This is a genomic window from Streptomyces sp. NPDC002669 (assembly GCF_042889165.1).
In the GTDB taxonomy this organism is placed as follows: Bacteria; Actinomycetota; Actinomycetes; order Streptomycetales; family Streptomycetaceae; genus Streptomyces.
On sequence record NZ_JBIAQQ010000015.1, the window covers coordinates 171,558 to 191,392 of the forward strand.

General features: G+C 70.9%; 17 protein-coding genes. 10 read left to right on the top strand and 7 right to left on the bottom strand.

From position 1 onward, the window contains the following. Positions 1 to 105: 105 nt before the first annotated feature. Complete coding sequence (locus tag ACFYW1_RS22775) at positions 106 to 1,812, bottom strand: glycerol-3-phosphate dehydrogenase/oxidase (protein ID WP_388995993.1); 1,707 nt, start codon at positions 1,810 to 1,812, stop codon at positions 106 to 108. 258 nt (positions 1,813 to 2,070) lie between these two features. Between ACFYW1_RS22775 and ACFYW1_RS22780 the strand changes: the two genes are divergently transcribed. Continuing rightward, on the top strand, positions 2,071 to 3,333 hold the full coding sequence (locus ACFYW1_RS22780) for a nucleotide sugar dehydrogenase (protein ID WP_388995996.1): 1,263 nt from the start codon (positions 2,071 to 2,073) through the stop codon (positions 3,331 to 3,333). Positions 3,334 to 3,438: 105 nt separating this feature from the next. After that, a complete protein-coding gene (locus tag ACFYW1_RS22785; protein ID WP_388995999.1) occupies positions 3,439 to 4,005 on the top strand; it encodes a hypothetical protein in 567 nt (188 codons plus the stop codon). 142 nt (positions 4,006 to 4,147) lie between these two features. Here the strand turns inward: ACFYW1_RS22785 and ACFYW1_RS22790 are convergent, their stop codons facing one another. The 4 genes from ACFYW1_RS22790 to ACFYW1_RS22805 all read right to left on the bottom strand — a co-directional run bounded on the left by ACFYW1_RS22790 (position 4,148) and on the right by ACFYW1_RS22805 (position 8,687). After that, complete coding sequence (locus ACFYW1_RS22790) at positions 4,148 to 5,272, bottom strand: GuaB3 family IMP dehydrogenase-related protein (protein ID WP_148838755.1); 1,125 nt, start codon at positions 5,270 to 5,272, stop codon at positions 4,148 to 4,150. A 107-nt stretch (positions 5,273 to 5,379) separates the two neighbouring features. Then, a complete protein-coding gene (guaB, locus tag ACFYW1_RS22795; RefSeq protein ID WP_388996002.1) occupies positions 5,380 to 6,885 on the bottom strand; it encodes an IMP dehydrogenase in 1,506 nt (501 codons plus the stop codon). A gap of 302 nt (positions 6,886 to 7,187) precedes the next feature. After that, positions 7,188 to 7,763, bottom strand: a complete 576-nt coding sequence (locus tag ACFYW1_RS22800; protein ID WP_148838753.1) for a sigma-70 family RNA polymerase sigma factor — start codon at positions 7,761 to 7,763, stop codon at positions 7,188 to 7,190. Between the two features lie 312 nt (positions 7,764 to 8,075). Then, entirely contained in the window at positions 8,076 to 8,687 is a 612-nt protein-coding gene (locus ACFYW1_RS22805) for a response regulator transcription factor (RefSeq protein ID WP_003948568.1), read from the bottom strand. A gap of 411 nt (positions 8,688 to 9,098) precedes the next feature. On the opposite strand from ACFYW1_RS22805, the gene ACFYW1_RS22810 reads away from it, so the two are divergent. Continuing rightward, positions 9,099 to 9,422 (top strand): WhiB family transcriptional regulator, encoded by a 324-nt coding sequence (locus ACFYW1_RS22810; protein WP_388996006.1) that lies wholly within the window; start codon positions 9,099 to 9,101, stop codon positions 9,420 to 9,422. Between the two features lie 214 nt (positions 9,423 to 9,636). Here ACFYW1_RS22810 and ACFYW1_RS22815 read toward each other — a convergent pair whose 3' ends face one another. After that, complete coding sequence (locus ACFYW1_RS22815) at positions 9,637 to 10,527, bottom strand: LysR family transcriptional regulator (protein WP_388996009.1); 891 nt, start codon at positions 10,525 to 10,527, stop codon at positions 9,637 to 9,639. Positions 10,528 to 10,625: 98 nt separating this feature from the next. Between ACFYW1_RS22815 and ACFYW1_RS22820 the strand changes: the two genes are divergently transcribed. Both ACFYW1_RS22820 and ACFYW1_RS22825 read left to right on the top strand, forming a co-directional pair. Next, on the top strand, positions 10,626 to 11,321 hold the full coding sequence (locus tag ACFYW1_RS22820; protein WP_388996117.1) for an MOSC domain-containing protein: 696 nt from the start codon (positions 10,626 to 10,628) through the stop codon (positions 11,319 to 11,321). 177 nt (positions 11,322 to 11,498) lie between these two features. Beyond that, a complete protein-coding gene (locus ACFYW1_RS22825) occupies positions 11,499 to 12,272 on the top strand; it encodes an SDR family NAD(P)-dependent oxidoreductase (protein WP_388996012.1) in 774 nt (257 codons plus the stop codon). 248 nt (positions 12,273 to 12,520) lie between these two features. Here ACFYW1_RS22825 and ACFYW1_RS22830 read toward each other — a convergent pair whose 3' ends face one another. Then, complete coding sequence (locus tag ACFYW1_RS22830; protein WP_388996015.1) at positions 12,521 to 14,050, bottom strand: right-handed parallel beta-helix repeat-containing protein; 1,530 nt, start codon at positions 14,048 to 14,050, stop codon at positions 12,521 to 12,523. Between the two features lie 203 nt (positions 14,051 to 14,253). Here ACFYW1_RS22830 and ACFYW1_RS22835 point away from each other — a divergent pair, with 203 nt between their 5' ends. The 5 genes from ACFYW1_RS22835 (at position 14,254) to ACFYW1_RS22855 (ending at position 19,809) form a co-directional block, all read left to right on the top strand. Then, entirely contained in the window at positions 14,254 to 15,345 is a 1,092-nt protein-coding gene (locus ACFYW1_RS22835; protein WP_388996018.1) for a substrate-binding domain-containing protein, read from the top strand. Positions 15,346 to 15,675: 330 nt separating this feature from the next. Beyond that, positions 15,676 to 17,001, top strand: coding sequence for an ABC transporter substrate-binding protein (locus tag ACFYW1_RS22840; RefSeq protein WP_388996021.1), 1,326 nt, complete (start codon positions 15,676 to 15,678; stop codon positions 16,999 to 17,001). Next, a complete protein-coding gene (locus ACFYW1_RS22845) occupies positions 17,001 to 17,894 on the top strand; it encodes a carbohydrate ABC transporter permease (protein WP_388996024.1) in 894 nt (297 codons plus the stop codon). Before ACFYW1_RS22840 ends, ACFYW1_RS22845 begins: the two co-directional genes overlap by 1 nt. Continuing rightward, positions 17,891 to 18,745: a carbohydrate ABC transporter permease gene (locus ACFYW1_RS22850; RefSeq protein WP_388996027.1), complete on the top strand. Its 855-nt coding sequence runs from the start codon at positions 17,891 to 17,893 to the stop codon at positions 18,743 to 18,745. The genes ACFYW1_RS22845 and ACFYW1_RS22850 overlap by 4 nt, the downstream gene beginning before the upstream one ends. 35 nt (positions 18,746 to 18,780) lie before the next feature. Then, complete coding sequence (locus tag ACFYW1_RS22855; RefSeq protein WP_388996030.1) at positions 18,781 to 19,809, top strand: hydroxyacid dehydrogenase; 1,029 nt, start codon at positions 18,781 to 18,783, stop codon at positions 19,807 to 19,809. Positions 19,810 to 19,835 lie beyond the last annotated feature (26 nt).

Below are 19,835 nucleotides of genomic sequence, written 5' to 3' on the forward strand. Positions count from 1 at the left end.
CTTTCCCGAGCCGTGTGCGCCGTCACCGCCCCCCGAGCCGTGTGCGCCGTCCCCTGCCGGCGCACACGGCCGCTCGATGGGCACCCCGACGAAACGGCCCGCGTTCTAGATCGGCACGATGTCCGGGGCCCCGAGCCGCGCCGCGTCCGCCGTGAGGTCGTCCGGCTGGCGCTGCGACTCCCGTTCCGCCTGCACCCGCTTCTCGTAGTGCTCGACCTCCCGGTCGACCTGCCCCTCGTCCCAGCCCAGCACCGGCGCCATCAGCTCCGCGCAGATCCTGGCGCTGCGCGTGCCCCGGTCGAAGGTCTCTATGGAGATCCGGGTGCGCCGGGTCAGTACGTCGTCGAGGTGACGCGCGCCCTCGTGCGAGGCCGCGTAGACGATCTCGGCCTTCAGGTAGTCGTCGGCCGCGGGCAGCGGCTCGCCCAGCGCCGGATCGCGGAGGACGAGTTCGAGGAGCTCCTCGGTCATGGAGCCGTAGCGGTTGAGCAGGTGCTCCACCCGGGCGACATGGAGGCCGGTCCTGGCCGCGATCCTCGCGCGGGCGTTCCACAGCGCCCGGTACCCCTCGGCCCCCAGCAGCGGGATGTCCTCGGTGACGCAGTCCGCCACCCGCTGGTCGAGGCCGTGCACCGCCTCGTCCACCGCGTCCTTCGCCATCACCCGGTACGTCGTGTACTTGCCGCCCGCCACGACCACGAGGCCCGGCAGCGGATGCGCCACCGTGTGCTCGCGCGAGAGCTTGCTGGTGGCGTCGGACTCCCCGGCCAGCAACGGCCGCAGGCCGGCGTAGACGCCCTCGACGTCGTCCCTGGTCAGGGGCGTGGCCAGGACCGAGTTGACATGTTCGAGCAGGTAGTCGATGTCGGCGCTGGACGCCGCCGGGTGCGCCTTGTCCAGGTCCCAGTCGGTGTCCGTCGTCCCGATGATCCAGTGCCGGCCCCACGGGATGACGAAGAGGACGGACTTCTCGGTCCGCAGGATCAGCCCGGTCGTGGAGTGGATGCGGTCCTTGGGGACGACCAGGTGGATGCCCTTGGACGCCCGTACGTGGAACTGGCCGCGCTCCCCGATCAGCGCCTGGGTGTCGTCCGTCCACACCCCGGTCGCGTTGACCACCTGTTTGGCCCTGACCTCGTACTCCCGGCCCGTCTCTACGTCCTCGACGAGGGCGCCGACGACCCGCTCGCCCTCCCGCAGGAAGCCGATCACCCGCGCCCGGTTGGCCACGTGCGCGCCGTAACCCGAGGCGGTGCGCACCAACGTCGCCACGTAGCGGGCGTCGTCCATCTGCGCGTCGTAGTACTGCAACGCCCCGACCAGGGCGTCCTTCCGCAGTGCCGGGGCGACGCGCAGGGCATGGTGGCGGGAGAGGTGCCGGTGCACGGGCAGTCCCCGGCCGTGGCCCGAGGACACCGACATCGCGTCGTAGAGCGCGACCCCGGAGCCGGCGTAGAACCGCTCCCAGCCCTTGTGCTGCAAGGGGTAGAGGAAGGGCACCGGCTTCACCAGGTGCGGGGCCAGCCGTTGGAGGAGCAGCCCGCGCTCCTTCAGCGCCTCCCGCACGAGCGCGAAGTCGAGCATCTCCAGATAGCGCAGTCCACCGTGGATCAGCTTGCTCGACCTGCTCGATGTGCCCGACGCCCAGTCCCGGGCCTCGACCAGACCGGTCGAGAGCCCTCTCGTCACCGCGTCCAGCGCCGTACCGGCGCCGACCACGCCCGCTCCCACGACCAGTACGTCCAGTTCGCGCTCGGCCATCGCGGCCAGCGCCTCGGCGCGTTCCGCAGGTCCCAGTGTCGCTGTCCTCACCGCTGCCTCCCGGATGGATCGGGGTGGTCCGGCACCGGAGCGCTACCCGACGTGAAAGCCGGACGGCCCGTGCCCACCTCTCGATTCTGTCCGCCGTCCACGACTTCGGCCACCGCCTGTGGACAACACCAGGACGACAGGAGCCTTGCAATGCGACAAATAGGTCATATTTAACCCTAGTGTGACATTGCGCTGTCCCCAGCAGTTGCGCTTTCTGCCTTCATGGTCCTGGACCGATCGGGAAGGACGGCCCTCCACATGCCCGCAGACCTCGCCGTCATCGGCCTCGGCCACCTCGGCCTGCCCCTCGCCCAAGCCGCCGTGTCCGCCGGCATCGAGACCGTCGGCTACGACATCGACCCACGCGCCTGCACGGAGCTCTCCGCGGGCCGCACCCCCGTCGAGGGGTCGCTCACCGCCTCGGAGATCCGCCGGATGCTCTCCCGCGGGTTCCGCCCCACCACCGACCCGGCCGAACTGGGCCGCGTCCGCACCGCCGTGATCTGCGCGCCCACCCCGCTCGGCGCCGACCGCAACCTCGACCTCACCGCCGTCGGCGACGCGGCCCGTGCGCTCGCCGCCCGGCTGCGCCCGCACACCACCGTCCTGCTGGAGTCGGCCGTGCCGCCCGGCACCACCGAGAACCATGTGCTGCCGCTGCTCGAAGCGGGTTCCGGACTGCGCGCCGGCCGCGACTTCCACCTCGCCTGCTCCCCCGGCCGCCTCGACCCCGGCAACCGGACCCACGGCTACGCCAACACCCCCAAGGTCATCGGCGGCCTCACCCCCGCCTGCACCGAATCCGCCGCCGCCTTCTACGGCCGGCTCACCGACAAGGTCGTACGGGCCCGCGGCACGCGCGAGGCCGAGATGACGAAGGTCCTGGAGACCAACTTCCGGCACGTCAACATCGCCCTGGTCAACGAGATGGCGGTGCTCTGCCACGACCTCGGCGTCGACCTGTGGGACGTCATCCGGTGCGCCGAGACCAAGCCCTTCGGCTTCCAGCCGTTCCGGCCCGGCCCCGGTGTCGGCGGCCACGGCGCCCCCGTCGACCCGGGCTGCCTCCCGTACCACAGCCGCACCCCCGGCCACCCCCTGCGCATGGTCTCGCTCGCCCAGGAGATCAACGACCGGATGCCGCAGTACGTGATCCAGCGGTGCGCCACCCTGCTGAACGAACACGGGAAATCCGTCCGCGGCGCCCGGGTGCTGCTGCTCGGCGTCACCTACAAGCCCGACCTCGCCGACCAGGAGGCGTCCCCCGCCCGGGAGATCGCGGGCCGGCTGATGGACATGGGGGCGCAGATCGGCTACCACGACCCGCACGTCCTGGACTGGCGGGTGCGTGAGCTGCCCGTTCCACGCGCCGACTCGCTGTACGAGGCCGCGTCGAGCGCCGACCTCACGGTGCTGCTCCAGCACCACCGGACCTACGACCTCCAGGGCCTCGCGGTGAAGGCACAGCTCCTCCTGGACACCCGCGGGGCCACCCCGGCAGGGGCCGCGCATCGGCTGTGAGGAGGGTTTCCCGGAAGATTCCGGTGGGCGATGTCACAGGCGGCTGCTAGCCTGCGGCGTCACATCTCGCACAATCGTGCGCTTCCGTTCCAGGGGGATCCCTTCATGAGCCAGCCCGTGCCGCCGCCGAACCAGCCGCAGCAGCCTTACAACGCCCAGCCCGGCGGCAACCCGTACGGGGGCCAGCCCGGCGGCAACCCCTTCGGAGGCCAGCAGCCCGGCCAGCCCGGCGTGCCGTTCGGCGGCGCGCCGTTCGCCCCTCCGGCCCCGGTGCGCGACAAGGTGGGCCTCGGTCTGCTGACGGCGCTGGTCACGGCCCTCGTCGCGGCCTTCCTGTACGGCGTCATCGCCGGTGCGATCGAGCGCGAGATCGGCTACATCGCCATCGGTGTCGGCTTCCTGGTCGGCTTCGCGGCGAGCAAGGTCGGCGGCCGCAACCCGATCCTGCCCGTGGTCAGTGCCATCCTGTCGGTGGGCGCCGTCTACCTCGGCCAGCTCATCGGCGTCTCGATCATCCTGTCCGACCTGGCCCAGCAGTCCGCGGCCACGCTGTTCTTCGACCACTTCGACGCCCTGACGAAGGCGTGGGGCGAGGCGGCGGACTTCAAGGCGTACATCTTCCTGCTGCTCGGCGCCGTCGCCGCGTTCGGTGGCGCCAAGAAGGCCGCGTAACCCCGGCCCGGTCCTGCGGTCCTGCGGTCCTGAGAAAGGATCCGGCCCGCACCGGGCGGATCGACCGGACACGGGCGAGGGCCCCGCACACCACCGATCGTGGTGTGCGGGGCCCTCGCCCGTTCTTCCGTACGGACGGTGCTCAGCGGCTGTGCTGCGAGTCCGCCACCGTCACCTCGACGCGCTGGAACTCCTTGAGGTCGCTGTACCCCGTCGTCGCCATCGCCCGGCGCAGCGCGCCGAAGATGTTCATCGAGCCGTCGGGGGTGTGCGAGGGGCCGGTCAGGACCTCCTCGGTGGTGCCGACGGAGCCCAGGTCCACCAGCTTGCCGCGCGGCACGTCCTCGTGGACGGCCTCCATGCCCCAGTGCCGGCCCCGGCCCGGCGCGTCGGTGGCGCGGGCCAGCGGGGAACCCATCATCACGGCGTCCGCACCGCAGGCGATGGCCTTCGGCAGGTCGCCGGACCAGCCGACGCCGCCGTCCGCGATCACGTGCACGTACCGGCCGCCGGACTCGTCCATGTAGTCCCGGCGGGCCCCGGCCACGTCGGCGACCGCGGTCGCCATCGGAACCTGGATGCCGAAGACGTTGCGCGTGGTGTGCGCGGCGCCGCCGCCGAAGCCGACGAGGACACCGGCCGCGCCGGTGCGCATCAGGTGCAGGGCGGCGGTGTACGTGGCGCAGCCGCCGACGATCACCGGGACGTCCAGCTCGTAGATGAACTGCTTGAGGTTCAGCGGCTCGGCCGCGCCGGAGACGTGCTCGGCGGAGACCGTCGTGCCGCGGATGACGAAGATGTCCACGCCCGCGTCGACGACGGCCTTGGAGAACTGGGCGGTGCGCTGCGGGGAGAGCGCGGCGGCGGTGACGACGCCGGAGTCGCGCACCTCCTTGATGCGCTGCCCGATCAGCTCCTCCTGGATCGGGGCGGAGTAGATCTCCTGGAGGCGGCGGGTCGCCGACTCGACGGGCATCTCGGCGATCTCGTCGAGCAGCGGCTGCGGGTCGGCGTGCCGGGTCCACAGCCCTTCCAGGTTGAGGACGCCGAGGCCACCGAGTTCGCCGATGCGGATCGCGGTCTGCGGGGAGACCACCGAGTCCATGGGGGCGGCCAGGAACGGCAGCTCGAACCGGTAGGCGTCGATCTGCCAGGCGATCGAGACCTCCTTCGGGTCGCGGGTACGACGGCTCGGTACGACGGCGATGTCGTCGAATGCGTACGCCCGGCGGCCGCGCTTGCCGCGCCCGATCTCGATCTCAGTCACGATGGTGTGGCCTTTCCCTCTATGTCTGCGCTGTCCAGTATCCCCGACACACGCCTGAGGGGCGGTCCCGGGAACCCCCGGGCCCGCCCCTCAGGCGTGTGGCCGCGTCACTTCCTGCTGTAGTTCGGCGCCTCGACCGTCATCTGGATGTCGTGCGGGTGGCTCTCCTTGAGGCCCGCCGAGGTGATCCGGACGAACCGGCCGTTCTCCTGGAGCTCGGGGACGGTGCGTCCGCCGACGTAGAACATCGACTGGCGCAGACCGCCGGTGAGCTGGTGGACGACCGCGGAGAGCGGGCCCCGGTAGGGGACCTGGCCCTCGATGCCCTCGGGGACCAGCTTCTCGTCGGAGGCGACGCCCTCCTGGAAGTAGCGGTCCTTGGAGAAGGACTTGCGGTCGCCGCGGCTCTGCATCGCGCCGAGCGAACCCATGCCCCGGTAGGACTTGAACTGCTTGCCGTTGATGAACATCAGCTCGCCCGGGGACTCCTCGCAGCCCGCGAGCAGCGAGCCGAGCATCACGGTGTCCGCGCCGGCCACCAGGGCCTTGGCGATGTCGCCGGAGTACTGCAGGCCGCCGTCGCCGATGACCGGGACACCGGCCGCCTTGGCGGCGAGCGACGCCTCGTAGATCGCGGTGACCTGCGGGACGCCGATGCCGGCGACGACGCGGGTGGTGCAGATGGAACCGGGGCCGACACCGACCTTGATGCCGTCGACGCCCGCGTCGATCAGCGCCTGCGCGCCGTCCCGGGTGGCGATGTTGCCCCCGATGACATCGACGCCGGCCGCGTTCGACTTGATCTTGGCGACCATGTCGCCGACCAGTCGGGAGTGACCGTGGGCGGTGTCCACGACGATGAAGTCGACACCGGCCTCGACGAGCGCCTGGGCCCGCTCGAAGGCGTCACCGGCGACGCCGACGGCGGCGCCGACCAGCAGGCGGCCTTCCTTGTCCTTGGCGGCGTTCGGGTACTTCTCGGCCTTGACGAAGTCCTTGACGGTGATGAGGCCCTTGAGGACGCCCGCCTCGTCGACCAGCGGGAGCTTCTCGATCTTGTGGCGGCGCAGCAGCTCCATGGCGTCCACGCCGGAGATGCCGACCTTGCCGGTGACCAGCGGCATCGGCGTCATGACCTCGCGCACCTGGCGCGTGCGGTCCGACTCGAAGGCCATGTCACGGTTGGTGACGATGCCGAGCAGCTTGCCCGCGGTGTCGGTGACCGGGACACCGCTGATGCGGAACTTGGCGCACAGTTCGTCGGCCTCGCGCAGCGTCGCGTCCGGGTGCACCGTGATCGGGTCGGTGACCATGCCGGACTCGGAGCGCTTCACCAGGTCGACCTGGTTGGCCTGGTCGGCGATGGAGAGGTTGCGGTGCAGCACACCGGCGCCGCCCTGCCGGGCCATGGCGATCGCCATGCGGGCCTCGGTGACCTTGTCCATCGCGGCGGAGAGCAGCGGGATGTTCACCCGCACGTTCTTGGAGATGTACGAGGAGGTGTCGATCTGGTCGGGCGCCATGTCGGACGCGCCGGGCAGCAGCAGCACGTCGTCGTATGTCAGCCCGAGCGTCGCGAATTTCTCGGGCACTCCGTCGACGTTTGCAGTCATGACACCTTCCCCAAATGGCCTTGATCGGTGCGGATGTCCATGCTAACGGCCTTCGAGGGTGTCTCATTCCACGAACAAGATCACCTGGAGGTTCCGTAGCTTCGTACGGGCCGATGAGGGCCGGTACGAAGACCTCCCGGAGCCGGTACGAAGGCTTCGCAGGGCTGGTGCGAAGGCTTTGCGGGGCCGGTACGAAGACTTCGCGGAGGCCCGTGCGGAAGCCTCGTCAAGGCCCGGCAAAGGATCCGCGGGCCCGGTCGGAAGCTCCCCGGAACCGGGTGGGGAGCTTCACGGACCCGGTCTCACTGTTCCGCGAGGGCCCTCAGCCGGCTCAGTGCCCGGTGCTGGGCGACCCGGACCGCCCCCGGGGACATGCCCAGCATCTGCCCGGTCTCCTCCGCGGTCAGCCCCACGGCGACTCGGAGGACGAGCAACTCGCGCTGGTTGTCCGGAAGGTTGGCGAGGAGCTTCTTCGCCCAGGCGGCGTCGCTGCTGAGCAGGGCCCGCTCCTCGGGGCCGAGCGAGTCGTCGGGCCGCTCGGGCATCTCGTCCGAGGGCACGGCGGTCGATCCCGGGTGCCGCATGGCGGCCCGCTGGAGATCGGCGACCTTGTGCCCCGCGATGGCGAAGACGAACGCCTCGAAGGGCCTGCCGGTGTCCTTGTAGCGCGGCAGTGCCATCAGCACCGCGACGCAGACCTCCTGCGCCAGGTCCTCCACGAAGTGGCGGGCGTCACCGGGCAGCCGGTTCAGCCGCGACCTGCAGTAGCGCAGGGCGAGGGGGTGGACGTGGGCCAGCAGATCGTGAGTGGCCTGCGCGTCGCCCTCGACGGCGCGGTGCACCAGGGCACCGATCGCCGTCGTCTCGTCGTCGCGCATCGGACCATGGTGCCTCGGAGCCTCGCCATCCGTGCCACCGCGTCCGCAGTTGTGCACCGAAGCGTTATGAGCGGGTGCGCCGGAAGTCATGTCCTGCGCCCTCCCCTTCCGCTGGACCGAATCGTTCCCGAGGAACTCCACCCCGAGGAACTCCACGTCTCAAGGATGCGGCATCGGCCGGGAAGCGTCACATGCCGTCGGCCCGGCGGGCGCCGCGGACGGCACGGAGGCCGCCGGGCGCACGTCGGCCGCGTCGCCCCGCCCGCCGGTGTGCGGGCGGGGAACCACTCGGCTGCCGGACCCGGCCGCCCCTCAGCGGACCAGCCCCCAACGGAAGCCGAGCGCGACGGCGTGCGCCCGGTCCGAGGCCCCGAGCTTCTTGAACAGACGCCTCGCGTGGGTCTTCACCGTGTCCTCGGAGAGGAAGAGCTCGCGTCCGATCTCGGCGTTCGAACGGCCGTGGCTCATCCCTTCCAGCACCTGGATCTCCCGCGCGGTGAGCGTCGGGGCCGCACCCATCTCGGCCGACCGCAGCCGACGCGGGGCGAGCCGCCACGTCGGATCGGCCAGCGCCTGGGTGACGGTGGCCCGCAACTCCGCCCGGGAGGCGTCCTTGTGCAGATAGCCGCGAGCACCGGCGGCGACCGCGAGCGCGACCCCGTCCAGGTCCTCGGCGACGGTCAGCATGATGATCCTGGCGCCGGGGTCGGCGGAGAGCAGCCGCCGGACCGTCTCCACACCTCCCAGGCCGGGCATGCGTACGTCCATCAGAATCAGATCCGAACGGTCGGCGCCCCAGCGGCGGAGAACTTCCTCGCCATTGGCCGCCGTCGTCACCCGCTCGACGCCGGGCACGGTCGCGACCGCGCGTCGGAGCGCTTCTCGGGCGAGCGGGGAGTCGTCGCAGACGAGAACGGATGTCATGACCGTCCTCCGCAGCTGATGCGCGTCACCTTGTGCCTCCAGGCTGTTACAAGTCGTCACCTGCGCGGTTGACACTCTCGGACATCTGCCCGATCGCTTTTTCCGCCAACCGCCTCCGCCCTCTCAACGACGGTCACTCGAAAGAGTTACGGGTCGGACAAGCGGGTTCGGCACTCTACGTGAGAGGGCGCACACGGAGGGGAATGGCGCGGATCATCCAACAGTCAACCGAAACTTCACATGAAGGTATGCCCCATTTAGCGGGTTTTCTTCCCTTTTGCTGGCGTCTATGACTAGATTCGCAATCAGTCATATTTACATCTGCTTACACCATGGTTGTACGGTCGTGGGCACGGTCAACGACAGACGACTCGACGTTTCCGACTCAGCACGGTTTCGAGGGGACAAGCAATGGCAGATTTCTCCCGCCTTCCCGGACCCAACGCCGATCTGTGGGACTGGCAGCTGCTGGCAGCCTGCCGCGGGGTCGACAGTTCGCTGTTCTTCCACCCGGAGGGTGAGCGCGGAGCCGCCCGGAGCGCCCGTGAGAACTCGGCGAAAGAGGTCTGCATGCGTTGCCCGGTGCGCGCCGAGTGCGCGGCGCATGCCCTGGCCGTACGAGAGCCCTACGGAGTGTGGGGCGGGCTGACCGAGGACGAGCGCGAGGAGCTCATGGGACGGGCCCGCAGTCGGCTGATCACGGCGGGCGTGCCGTCCTCCTCGGGGCACGGCTGATCCCGCCACACCTCGCACGACAAACGGAGAAACGTTTCCGCATTTCAACCGGCCGCGCGGTGCCCGACGACCACCGCTCCGGACGGCTGCCGATCCCGGACGCCCGTCGGCTCCGGGCGCCCGTCCGTCCCGGGTACCCGTCGGCCCCTGAGACCGGTCCGTCCCGGACGCCTGCCGTCCCCGGCGCCCGGTGAGCCGGGCCCTCCCGGGGCGCTCAGCGGGCGGCCGCCAGGGACAGCCGGTCCAGCGTGGCCGCAACCGCCGGGACCTGCGCGAGGTCGGGCAGGGTCAGCGCGACGATCTCGCGCCGGACGGCCGGTTCCACCATCACGGTCCGCACCCCCTTGGGGCGCACCGACTCGATCGCCAGCTCCGGCAGCACGGCCACGCCGAGCCCCGCCCCGACCAGGCCGACCACCGCCGGGTAGTCGTCGGTGGCGAAGTCGATCCGGGGCGTGAAGCCCGCCCCCTCGCACACCTCGACCAGCTGCCCACGGCAGCGCGGGCAGCCCGCGATCCACGACTCGTCGGCCAGCTCGGCGATGCCCACCGCGTCCGCCCCGGCCAGCCGGTGCCCCTCGGGGACCAGCCCGATCAGCCGGTCGGTGAGCAGCGGGCGCACGACCAGGTCCTCCCACTCGGCGCCACAGCTGCCGTACCGGAACGCCAGGGCGATGTCGCAGTCGCCCTCGCGCAGCATCTCGACCGAGCGCGGCGGCTCGGCCTCCACCAGGGAGACCCTGGTCCCCGGATGGGCCTCGCGCAGCGCCGCCAGGGCGCCGGGGACCAGCGTGGAACTGCCGCTGGGGAACGACACCAGCCGGACCCGGCCGGCCCGCAGCCCGGCGATGGCGGCGACCTCCTCCTCCGCCGCGGTGAGCCCGGCGAGGATGCCGGAGGCGTGCCGGACCAGGGCCTCACCCGCCTGGGTCAGGCGCATCTCGCGTCCGGTGCGGATCAGCAGGGTGGTGCCCACGGATGCCTCCAGGGCCTTCATCTGCTGACTGACCGCCGGCTGGGTACAGCCCAGTTCGCGAGCGGCGGCGGAGAACGAACCGGTGGTGGACACGGCGCGCAGGACTCGGAGGTGCCGGGCTTCGATCACCCATGAAAGATAAGCGATTCTTGGGGCGTGGGCGAATTATTGCCATGCATCTTTTAGGTTCGCTGGTTAGCGTTCTCCGTATGACGTCCATGGAACCGATGACGCTGCTGAGCGTGAACGCGGGACGGCCGGAGGCCGTCGAGCACACCGACTCCCCCAGTGGCACGACCGGCATCGACAAACGGCCCGTCGACGGCCCCGTACGGGTCGCCGACCCCGGCCCGAAGGGGACCGGCGGCAGTGGCGTGGCCGGGGACGCGGTGTGCGACCTGCGCCATCACGGCGGCTCCGACCAGGCGGTGTACGCCTTCGCCCGCGAGGATCTCGACGCGTGGGAGCGGGAGCTCGGCCGCCCGCTGGCCAACGGCGTGTTCGGCGAGAACCTGACGACCGGTGGTGTGGACGTGAGCGGCGCCAGGATCGGCGAACGCTGGCGGATAGGCCCCGATCTGGTACTGGAGGTGACGTCGGGCCGGATTCCCTGCCGGACGTTCGCCGGTCACCTCGGCGAGCAGCGCTGGGTCAGGCGGTTCACCGAGGCGGCGGCCCCGGGCGCCTATCTGCGGGTGATCGAGCCGGGCGAGATCCGGGCCGGGGACCCGGTCGAGATCGTGCACCGGCCGGACCACGACGTCACCGTGGAACTGGAGTTCCGGGCCATGACGACCCGCCGGGACCTGCTTCCCGGACTGCTCGTGGCCGGGGACGCGCTGCACCCCGAGTCGCTGCGCGCCGCGCGGGCCCGCGTGGAGAAGTACGGCGACCGGCCCCCGGCACCCACGGGCGCCGACTGAATCCCGGCGTCCACGGGCACCGTCCGATCCCGGCAACTCCCCGCGTGCGCGCCCGACTCCGCGCGCATACCTCCGACTCCGCGACCGTGCCCGTGATTCCGCGACATGTGCCCTGCCCCGGTGAGGGGTGGCGGGCGGGTCGGGCCCGGGTGTGCACGGGGCACTAACGTGCCGCGTATGACGACTGCACTGATTACGGGCGCGACCGCGGGGATCGGCGCCGCCTTCGCGCGGCGGCTCGCGGCCGACGGGCACAACCTGGTGCTGGTGGCGCGAGACACCGAACGGCTGCGCGAGCAGGCGACCGAACTGCACGACCGGCACGGCATCGAGGCCGAGGTGCTGCGGGCCGACCTGTCCGAGGACGAGGGGATCGCCGCGGTCGAGGAACGGTTGACGGACCGTCGCCACCCGGTGGACCTGCTGGTCAACAACGCCGGGTTCGGCAACAAGGGCCAGTACCTGGACGTGCCCATGGCCGACGAGTTGAGAATGCTGAAGGTGCACTGCGAGGCGGTGCTGCGGCTGACCTCGGCGGCGGCGACCGCGATGCGGGAGCGCGGGCGGGGCGGGGTCGTCAACGTGGCCTCGGTGGCGGCGTTCGTGCCGCGCGGGACGTACGGCGCGTCCAAGGCGTGGGTCGTGCAGTTCACCCAGGGCGCGGCGAAGGACCTGGCCGGTTCGGGCGTACGGCTGATGGCGCTGTGCCCGGGATTCGTACGGACGGAGTTCCACCAGCGGGCCGGGATGGGGACCGGCAACATCCCGGGCTGGATGTGGCTCGACGCGGACAAGCTGGTGGCGGCGGCCCTGGCCGACCTGGCGCGCGGCCGGTCCCTCTCGATCCCGGACCCGCGGTACAAGGCGCTGATGGGGGTCGTGAAGCTGACGCCGCGCGGCCTGCTCGGAGGCGTCACCTCCAAGACGGGCCGCAAGTACGGTCCGCAGTGAGCGGCCGGCCATCGGCCGATCGCATATCGAACGGCTGCTTACCGGGCGGGCGGCGGCCCGGTGAGTGTTCACCCACCGGGCCGCCGCTCAGCGAACGCTCACTCACCGGGCGCCCGCTCAGTGAGTGTTCACTCATCGGACGGCGGTTCAGTGAGTGTTCACCCACCGGGCGGTCGCGCAGTGAACGTTCACCCACCGGGCGGCCTCGCAGCAGGCGTTCACCCACCGGGCGGCCGTCCGTCGGGCCGTCACTCCACGCCGGGGCCCGCGTAGGCGCCGATGTTGGGGGCGCCGGGCTTCAGGCTGTTGCCGAAGTAGTCCTTGCCACCGTTGTTCTCGATGACGGTTCCGGCGGCGAGGGCGGGCGAGCCCGCACCGAGCCGGAAGTCGTCCAGGAGCTTCGGGTCGGCCGTGATGCCGCCGGGGTTGAGGCGGGTCATGTCGATGCCGTAGAAGGCGTTGTGGTCGAAGGAGAGCCCGGGGGTCGGGTTCTTGAAGGCGTAGCCGCCGGTGCCCTCGCTCACGAAGACGTTGTTGCGGATGGACAGTTCGTGCTGGGTGGTGGCGGGGCTGCCGGCGTCGTCCTGGACGAGGTAGCCGGGGATCTGCTCCTTGTTGTGGAAGGTGTTGTTGTAGATCTCGGTGCCCAGGATCGGGCCCCAGCAGTTCTGGACGAGGCGGGCGCCGTCGTTGCGGCTGACGTTGTAGCGGGCGACCGTGCCAATGGTCTTGGCGCCGCTGTACGGGCAGATCAGCAGGAAGCCGCCCTTGTTGTCGTGGCTGTAGTTGTACTGGAAGACGGTGTTCTGCGAGGCGCCGTCGGCGTCGAAGGACATCCCGTCGTGGGTGTTGCCGCCGCCCGAGACCTCGTTGTACTCGACGGTCGTGTCGTCGGTGTTGAAGGTCCAGATGCCCGCGTTGGCGGAGGGCGAGCGGAGCTGGAAGCCGTCCACCCGGTTGTGGTCGACCCGGGCGCCGCTGGTGGTGTCGAGTTTCATGCCGTCGCCGGCCAGGGACTTCAGCGTGTTGTGGTGGATGCGGACCCGGGTGCTGGGCGTCCACTCCCCCGGGTAGACGTTCGGGTCCTGCTGCTGGCCGACCAGGTCGCGCTTGGAGAAGGTCGACTTGAAGTAGATGCCCTCGCGGTCGACATCCTCGATGCGGTTGTGCGCGATGTTCAGGCCGTCGTACCAGCTGGCCTTCGCCTTGCCCTCGACCGCGATGTGGATCGCGCTGGAGCCGGAGATCGTCTTGTAGTCGCCGCCGCGCACGTCGTGGATGTAGAGGCCGGAGATGTCGAAGCCGCGGGCGACGCCGTAGTCGGTGAGGCGCAGCCGGACGCCGTTGCGCTCGCTGCCGGGGGCGGCGGCGTTGACGATCTCCAGGGCCTTGAGGTGCACGTACTGCATGTCGGCGAGCAGGACGACGTCGTGGGCGCCCGCGCCGTCGAGCTTGGCCCGTGCCGGGCCCCCGCCGTAGTCGGCGATGGTGAACGGCGCGCGGGCGGAACCGGTGCCCTTGGGGGCGAGGGTGCCGGTGCAGGTGGTGCCGCGCTTGAAGAGCAGCCGGTCGCCGGGCCCGTAGGTCTGCGCGTTGGCCTCGGCGAGCGAGGTCCAGGGGTGCTGCCTGCTGCCGGTGGCGCCCGCCGGGTCGGCGGCGCAGTCGACGTGGAAGGTACGGCCGGTGGGTGCCGCCTGCGCGGCGGCCTGGCCCGCGACGGTCAGGCCGCCGGCGACCGTAAGCGCCGCGAGCGCCGTTGCGGTGACGCGATGTCTCACAATTCCTCCGTACAACAGTCGGGTTCGGGACGGGACGAGCCCGCACCGCCGGAATCCTGGACTCGGATTGATCGAACGTCAATGGATCGCGTTTGAATGATCGAAACTCCCATCGTTCGATCACGTTGGTCTAGGGTCGGACTACGGCCCCGGCACCGGCCGGACCAGGGGGCCGGGCCACACACTGCGAGGGGACTGCTGCCGTGCGCGAAAGTGCTGCTGAACGTCATGACCGCCTGCTCGGGCTGGTACGGGAACGGGGTTCGGCCCGGGTCTCGGACCTGGCCTCGCAGCTGGGGGTCTCGCCCGTCACCGCCCGCCGGGACGTGGAGGAGCTGGCCGGCCGCGGCCTGCTCGACCGGGTGCACGGCTCGGTGTCCTGGCCTCAGGACGCCGAGCCCGCCTCCGCCGCCGGGCCGGGCGGCGCGGGCGGCGGCGGTCCGGTCATCGGCATGCTCGCGCCCTCGTCCACCTACTATTTCGCCGAGGTCATCCGCGGCGCCCACGAGGCCGCGGCCAGGGCCGGGGCCCGGCTCGTGCTGCGGATCTCCGACTACCGGCCGCAGGAGGACCACGCCCGCACGGAGGGCCTGCTCTCGGCGGGCGCCGAGGGACTTCTGGTCGCTCCCGGGTGGCAGCATCCGGGCGACCCCGCCGCGTTCGGCGACTGGATCGCCTCGCTGCCCGTGCCGACCGTCCTGCTGGAGCGCCGCCCCGCGCCCGGTTCCCCGCTGGACGGCCTGGACCGGGTCTGCTCGGACCACGCGCACGGCGTCCTGCTCGCGGTGCGCCACCTGGTGGGCCTCGGACACGGGGCGCCACTGCTGATGGCCCGCGCCGACTCCCCGACCGCCGTCGCGGTGCGGTCCGGGTACGAGGAGGCCCTCGCCGTGCTCGGGCTGCGCGCGCCGCAGGACGTGATCGACTCCGTACCGGCCGAACTCGCCCCGGACGCCTTCGAGGAGGCCGTGCGGGCGCTGCGCGAGGCGGTGCATTCGGGAGTGGCCACGGCGGCGCTGATCCACAACGACGTGGACGCGATCCAGGTGGTGCAGCGCCTGGCCGAGCTGGGCGTGCGGGTGCCGGAGGACCTGGCGCTGATCGCCTACGACGACGAGGTGGCGGCGCTCGCGGACACCCCGCTCACGGCGGTGGCACCGCCCAAGCGCGAGGTCGGCCGCCATGCGACGGAACTGCTGGTCGAACGGCTGGGCCAGGGCTCGGGCGCGCCCCGGCGGCATCTGACCCTGCTGCCGCAGCTGCGCGTCCGGGACTCCTGCGGAGCGCCCCTGTAGCCACCGGTGCCCGCGCCCGGGCAGATGTCCGGGCGCGGGCACCGGCGTGGCGCCGGAATCCGGGGGCGTGCGCCGGGGCAGGCTTCACGACGGGCCCGCCCGTGCCCGTTCATGCCCGTCCGCGTCCGTTCATGCCCCGGGCCCATCCGCAGGCCCTCGTACCCGCACTCCCCACCCCGCGCACCCGTTCCGCAGCGTGTCCCACTCGCCTCCGTACGTAACTTATCTGATCTTTTTTCGATCAATCGCTCTTTCGCTCTTGACTTCGGTCACGGCTGGTCCAAGGATCACGGCCAACGCCAATGTCGTCGCCTGTTCAGGAGTCTCGCTGTGAGCCGCAGTTCGAGCAGAACGTCCATCGCCGTCGTCGGCGCCGTCACCGCACTCGCCGTTCTCACGGCCTGTGGCGGCAGCGGCGACGACTCCTCCGCCGGGAGCGACGGCAAGCCCGTCAGCATCACCTTCTGGGGCTGGGCCAAGGGTTCCAAGGAGGTCGTCGACGCGTTCAACGCCTCCCACAAGAACATCAAGGTGGTGTACGAGGAGATCCCGTCCGGCAACGCGGGCGGCTACGCCAAGATCTCCAACGCGGTGAAGGCGGGCAACGCCCCCGACCTGGTCTCCATCGAGTACCCGCAGCTCCCGGAGTACGTCAGCCAGGGCGCGCTCCAGGACATCGGCGAGTACTTCACCGAGGACATCAGGAAGAAGCTGCTGCCGCAGGCGGTCGAGCTGACGACCCTCGGCGGGAAGAACTGGGCCGTTCCGTTCGACGCCTCGCCGCAGTCCTTCTACTACCGCAAGGACCTGTTCGAGAAGTACGGCGTCGAGGTCCCCAAGACCTGGGACGAGTTCCGCAAGGCCGCGGAGAAGATCAAGAAGGCCGACAAGAAGGCCCGCATCGGCACCTTCTTCCCCGACGACCCGACCACGTTCCAGGCGATGGCCTGGCAGGCCGGCGCCCAGTGGTACAAGCCCGAGGGCGACACCTGGAAGGTCAGCACCGCCGACGCGGCCACCAACAAGGTCGCCGACTACTGGCAGGGTCTGCTCGACGACGACCTGATCCGCGCCAACGCCTCGTTCAGCCCCGAGTGGACCAACTCCCTCAAGAACGGCGGCACCGTCGGCTACCTCGGCGCCGCCTGGGGCGCGGGCGTCCTCAAGGGCACGCTGCCCGAGCAGAGCGGCAAGTGGGCCGTCGCCCCGATGCCCAGCTGGGACGGCAAGCCGGCCAGCGGCATGCTCGGCGGCTCCACCTTCGCGGTGACCAAGACCAGCGAGAAGGCGAAGGCCGCGGTCGAGTTCGCCACCTGGATGTCGACCACCGAGGAAGGCATCAAGGCCCGCATCGAGTCCGGCACGTCGAGCGCCTTCCCGGCCGCGGCGTCGCTGCGCCCGGCGGCCAAGAGCGCCTTCGACGCCGGTTACTACGGCGGCCAGGACATCTACCAGGTCTTCGAGGGCGCCGCGGCGTCGATCGGCCAGAACTGGAACTGGGGCCCGACCACCGGCACGACGAACACCACCATGAAGGACCAGTTCGGCAAGGTCGCCAGCGGTGGCACCACCATCAAGGACGCCGTGAAGGCCGGGCACGACGCCACGGTCGCCGAGCTGAAGAAGCGCGGTCTGAAGGTCGAGGACGCAGGCTGATGAAGCGCGCCCGGACGACCAGAGCCGCCGCCATCCTGCTGGGGCCCTTCTTCGTACTGTTCACCGTGGCCATGGTGCTGCCGATCGGTTACGCGGTCTGGCTCAGCCTGTTCACCGAGAAACAGTCCGGCCTGGGCTTCGGCGGCACCGAGACCGTCTTCAGCGGACTCGACAACTACACGGCGGCCCTGGGCGACCGGGCGTTCCGCGAGGGCTTCGGCGTACTCCTCGGATACTGCCTGTTCTACATTCCGCTGCTGCTCGTCGGCGCCCTCGCCCTCGCGCTGCTGCTGGACTCCGCGCTGGCCCGTGCCCGCCGGTTCTTCCAGCTCGCGCTCTTCCTGCCGCACGCCGTGCCCGGCATCATCGCCGCGCTGATCTGGGTGTACCTCTACACGCCGCAGCTCAGCCCGGTGGTCAGCGCCATGGAGTCCGGCGGGATCGGCTTCGACTTCTTCTCGCCCGGGGGTGCGCTCCCCTCCGTCGTGAACATCGCCCTGTGGGAGTGGCTCGGCTACAACATGGTGATCTTCTACGCCGCGCTGCAGGCCATCGACCGCTCCGTGCTCGAAGCGGCCACGGTCGACGGGGCCGGCGCCTGGCGCACCGCGCTGAGCATCAAGGTCCCGCTGATCCGCGCCTCCGTCGTGATGGTCGCGCTGTTCACGGTCATCGGCTCGCTCCAGCTGTTCACCGAGCCGCTGATCCTCAACAAGGGGACCGGCTCCGCCGTCACCTCCACCTGGACGCCGAACATGTACGCGTACACCGCGGCCTTCGAGCGCAACGACTACGGTCTCGCCGCGGCCGCCTCCATCCTGCTGGCGCTCATGGCCGCGCTGCTGTCCTTCGTCGTCACCCGCTTCACCGGCCGGAAGGGCAAGAAAGCATGAACTCCCCCGCTTCCCGCAGCCGGTGGATGTCGAAGACCGCCGTCAACGGTTTCCTCCTGCTCGCCGTCGTCTACATGCTCTTCCCCCTCGTCTGGCTGGTCACCGCCGCCACCAAGGACACCGGTGACCTGCTCGCGGGCAACGCCTTCTCCTTCAAGGGCTTCAACCTCGGCGAGAACCTGTCGAACCTGGCCTCCTACGGCGACGGCATCTACTTCCGCTGGTACCTCAACAGCCTGCTGTACGCGGGCGTCGGCGCCCTCGTCTGCTCGCTGATCTGCGTCGCCGCGGGGTACGCCTTCGACAAGTACGAGTTCCGGGGCAAGGAGAAGCTGTTCGCCCTCGTGCTGATGGGCGTGCTCGTGCCCACCACGGCGCTGGCCCTGCCGATGTACCTCCTGGCCTCCAAGACCGGCCTGGTGAACACCTACTGGTCCGTGCTGATCCCGGTGCTGGTCAACCCGTTCGGCGTGTATCTCGCGCGGGTGTTCAGCACCGGCTACATCCCGAACGAGGCGCTGGAGGCCGCCCGTATCGACGGGGCCGGCGAGCTGCGGGTCTTCTGGTCGATCGGGCTGCGCATGGTCATGCCCGGCTTCGTGACCGTCTTCCTCTTCCAGTTCACCGCGATCTGGAACAACTTCTTCCTCCCCCTCGTGATGCTCTCGGACCGCAAGCTCTTCCCGCTGAGCCTCGGTCTGTACTCCTGGAACACCAACACCCACGGCGAGCCGAGCTTCTACCCGCTCGTCGTCACCGGTTCCCTCCTCGCCGTCATCCCGCTGATCGTCGCCTTCGTCTCGTTGCAGCGGCACTGGAAGGCCGGACTGACCGCCGGCAGCGTCAAGTGACCCCCACCGCGAGCCCGAGGAGTACGAGTCCCACCATGCCCCACACCACCGACAACCGGCCCGCGGCCCTGCTCGCGATGGGCCCCGGCATAGCCGACCGCCTGTTCGCCGACCGCCACCGCGCCCGGCTGGCCGCCCTCACCCGCACCGACCCGCGCCTCGTCGCCCACGACCTGGCCGAGCCGACGCCCGAGGTGGCCGCCGCGCTCGCCGAGGCCGAGGTGCTGTTCACCTGCTGGGGCGCCACCCCGCTCACCGCCGAGGTGCTGGCGGCCGCGCCCCGGCTGCGGGCCGTGGTGCACGCCGCGGGCTCCGTGAAGCACCACATCACCGACGCCTGCTGGGAACGCGGGATCGTCGTCACCTCGGCGGCCGGGGCCAACGCCCTGCCCGTCGCCGAGTTCACCCTCGCCGCGATCCTGTTCGCGGGCAAGCGGGTGCTGCACGCCGCGGACCGCTACCGCCGGCTGCGCGCCGACCACGACTGGCTCGCGGAGCTCGACGGGGCCGGCAACTACCGCCGCACCGTCGGCATCGTCGGGGCCTCCCGGATAGGCCGGCGGGTGATCGAGCTGCTGCGCCCCTTCGACCTGGACGTACTGCTGTACGACCCGTACGTGGACGAGGCCGAGGCGGAACGGCTCGGGGTGCGGCTCGCCCCGCTCGACGAGCTGTGCGCGAACAGTTCCGTCGTCTCGGTGCACGCGCCCCAGCTCCCGGAGACGCACCATCTGATCGGCGCGGCGCAGCTGTCGGCGATGGCGACCGGGACGACGCTGATCAACACGGCGCGGGGGTCGCTGATCGACGAGGGGGCACTGCTGGCCGAGCTGACGGCCGGGCGGCTGCAGGCGGTGCTGGACGTGACCGACCCCGAACTCCCGCCCGCCGACTCGCCGTTGTACACCCTGCCGAACGTGCTGCTCACCCCGCACGTGGCGGGTTCGCTGGGCGACGAGCTGCACCGGATGGCCGACCAGGCGCTGGACGAGCTGGAGCGGTTCACGGCCGGTCTGCCCTTCGCGGACCCCGTGCACTCCGGGAGCCTGGGCCACTCGGCCTGAGCCCCCCCCCCCCCCCCCCCCCGGGC

Excerpts from the sequence above, each read along its gene's own strand:
- ACFYW1_RS22855 (WP_388996030.1), top strand. The coding sequence starts at position 18,781 with ATGCCCCACACCACCGACAACCGGCCCGCGGCCCTGCTCGCGATGGGC.
- ACFYW1_RS22810 (WP_388996006.1), top strand. The coding sequence starts at position 9,099 with ATGGCAGATTTCTCCCGCCTTCCCGGACCCAACGCCGATCTGTGGGAC.
- guaB (WP_388996002.1), bottom strand. The coding sequence starts at position 6,885 with ATGACTGCAAACGTCGACGGAGTGCCCGAGAAATTCGCGACGCTCGGG.
- ACFYW1_RS22805 (WP_003948568.1), bottom strand. The coding sequence starts at position 8,687 with ATGACATCCGTTCTCGTCTGCGACGACTCCCCGCTCGCCCGAGAAGCG.
- ACFYW1_RS22850 (WP_388996027.1), top strand. The coding sequence starts at position 17,891 with ATGAACTCCCCCGCTTCCCGCAGCCGGTGGATGTCGAAGACCGCCGTC.
- ACFYW1_RS22800 (WP_148838753.1), bottom strand. The coding sequence starts at position 7,763 with ATGCGCGACGACGAGACGACGGCGATCGGTGCCCTGGTGCACCGCGCC.
- ACFYW1_RS22845 (WP_388996024.1), top strand. The coding sequence starts at position 17,001 with ATGAAGCGCGCCCGGACGACCAGAGCCGCCGCCATCCTGCTGGGGCCC.
- ACFYW1_RS22825 (WP_388996012.1), top strand. The coding sequence starts at position 11,499 with ATGACGACTGCACTGATTACGGGCGCGACCGCGGGGATCGGCGCCGCC.
- ACFYW1_RS22820 (WP_388996117.1), top strand. The coding sequence starts at position 10,626 with ATGACGCTGCTGAGCGTGAACGCGGGACGGCCGGAGGCCGTCGAGCAC.
- ACFYW1_RS22780 (WP_388995996.1), top strand. The coding sequence starts at position 2,071 with ATGCCCGCAGACCTCGCCGTCATCGGCCTCGGCCACCTCGGCCTGCCC.
- ACFYW1_RS22785 (WP_388995999.1), top strand. The coding sequence starts at position 3,439 with ATGAGCCAGCCCGTGCCGCCGCCGAACCAGCCGCAGCAGCCTTACAAC.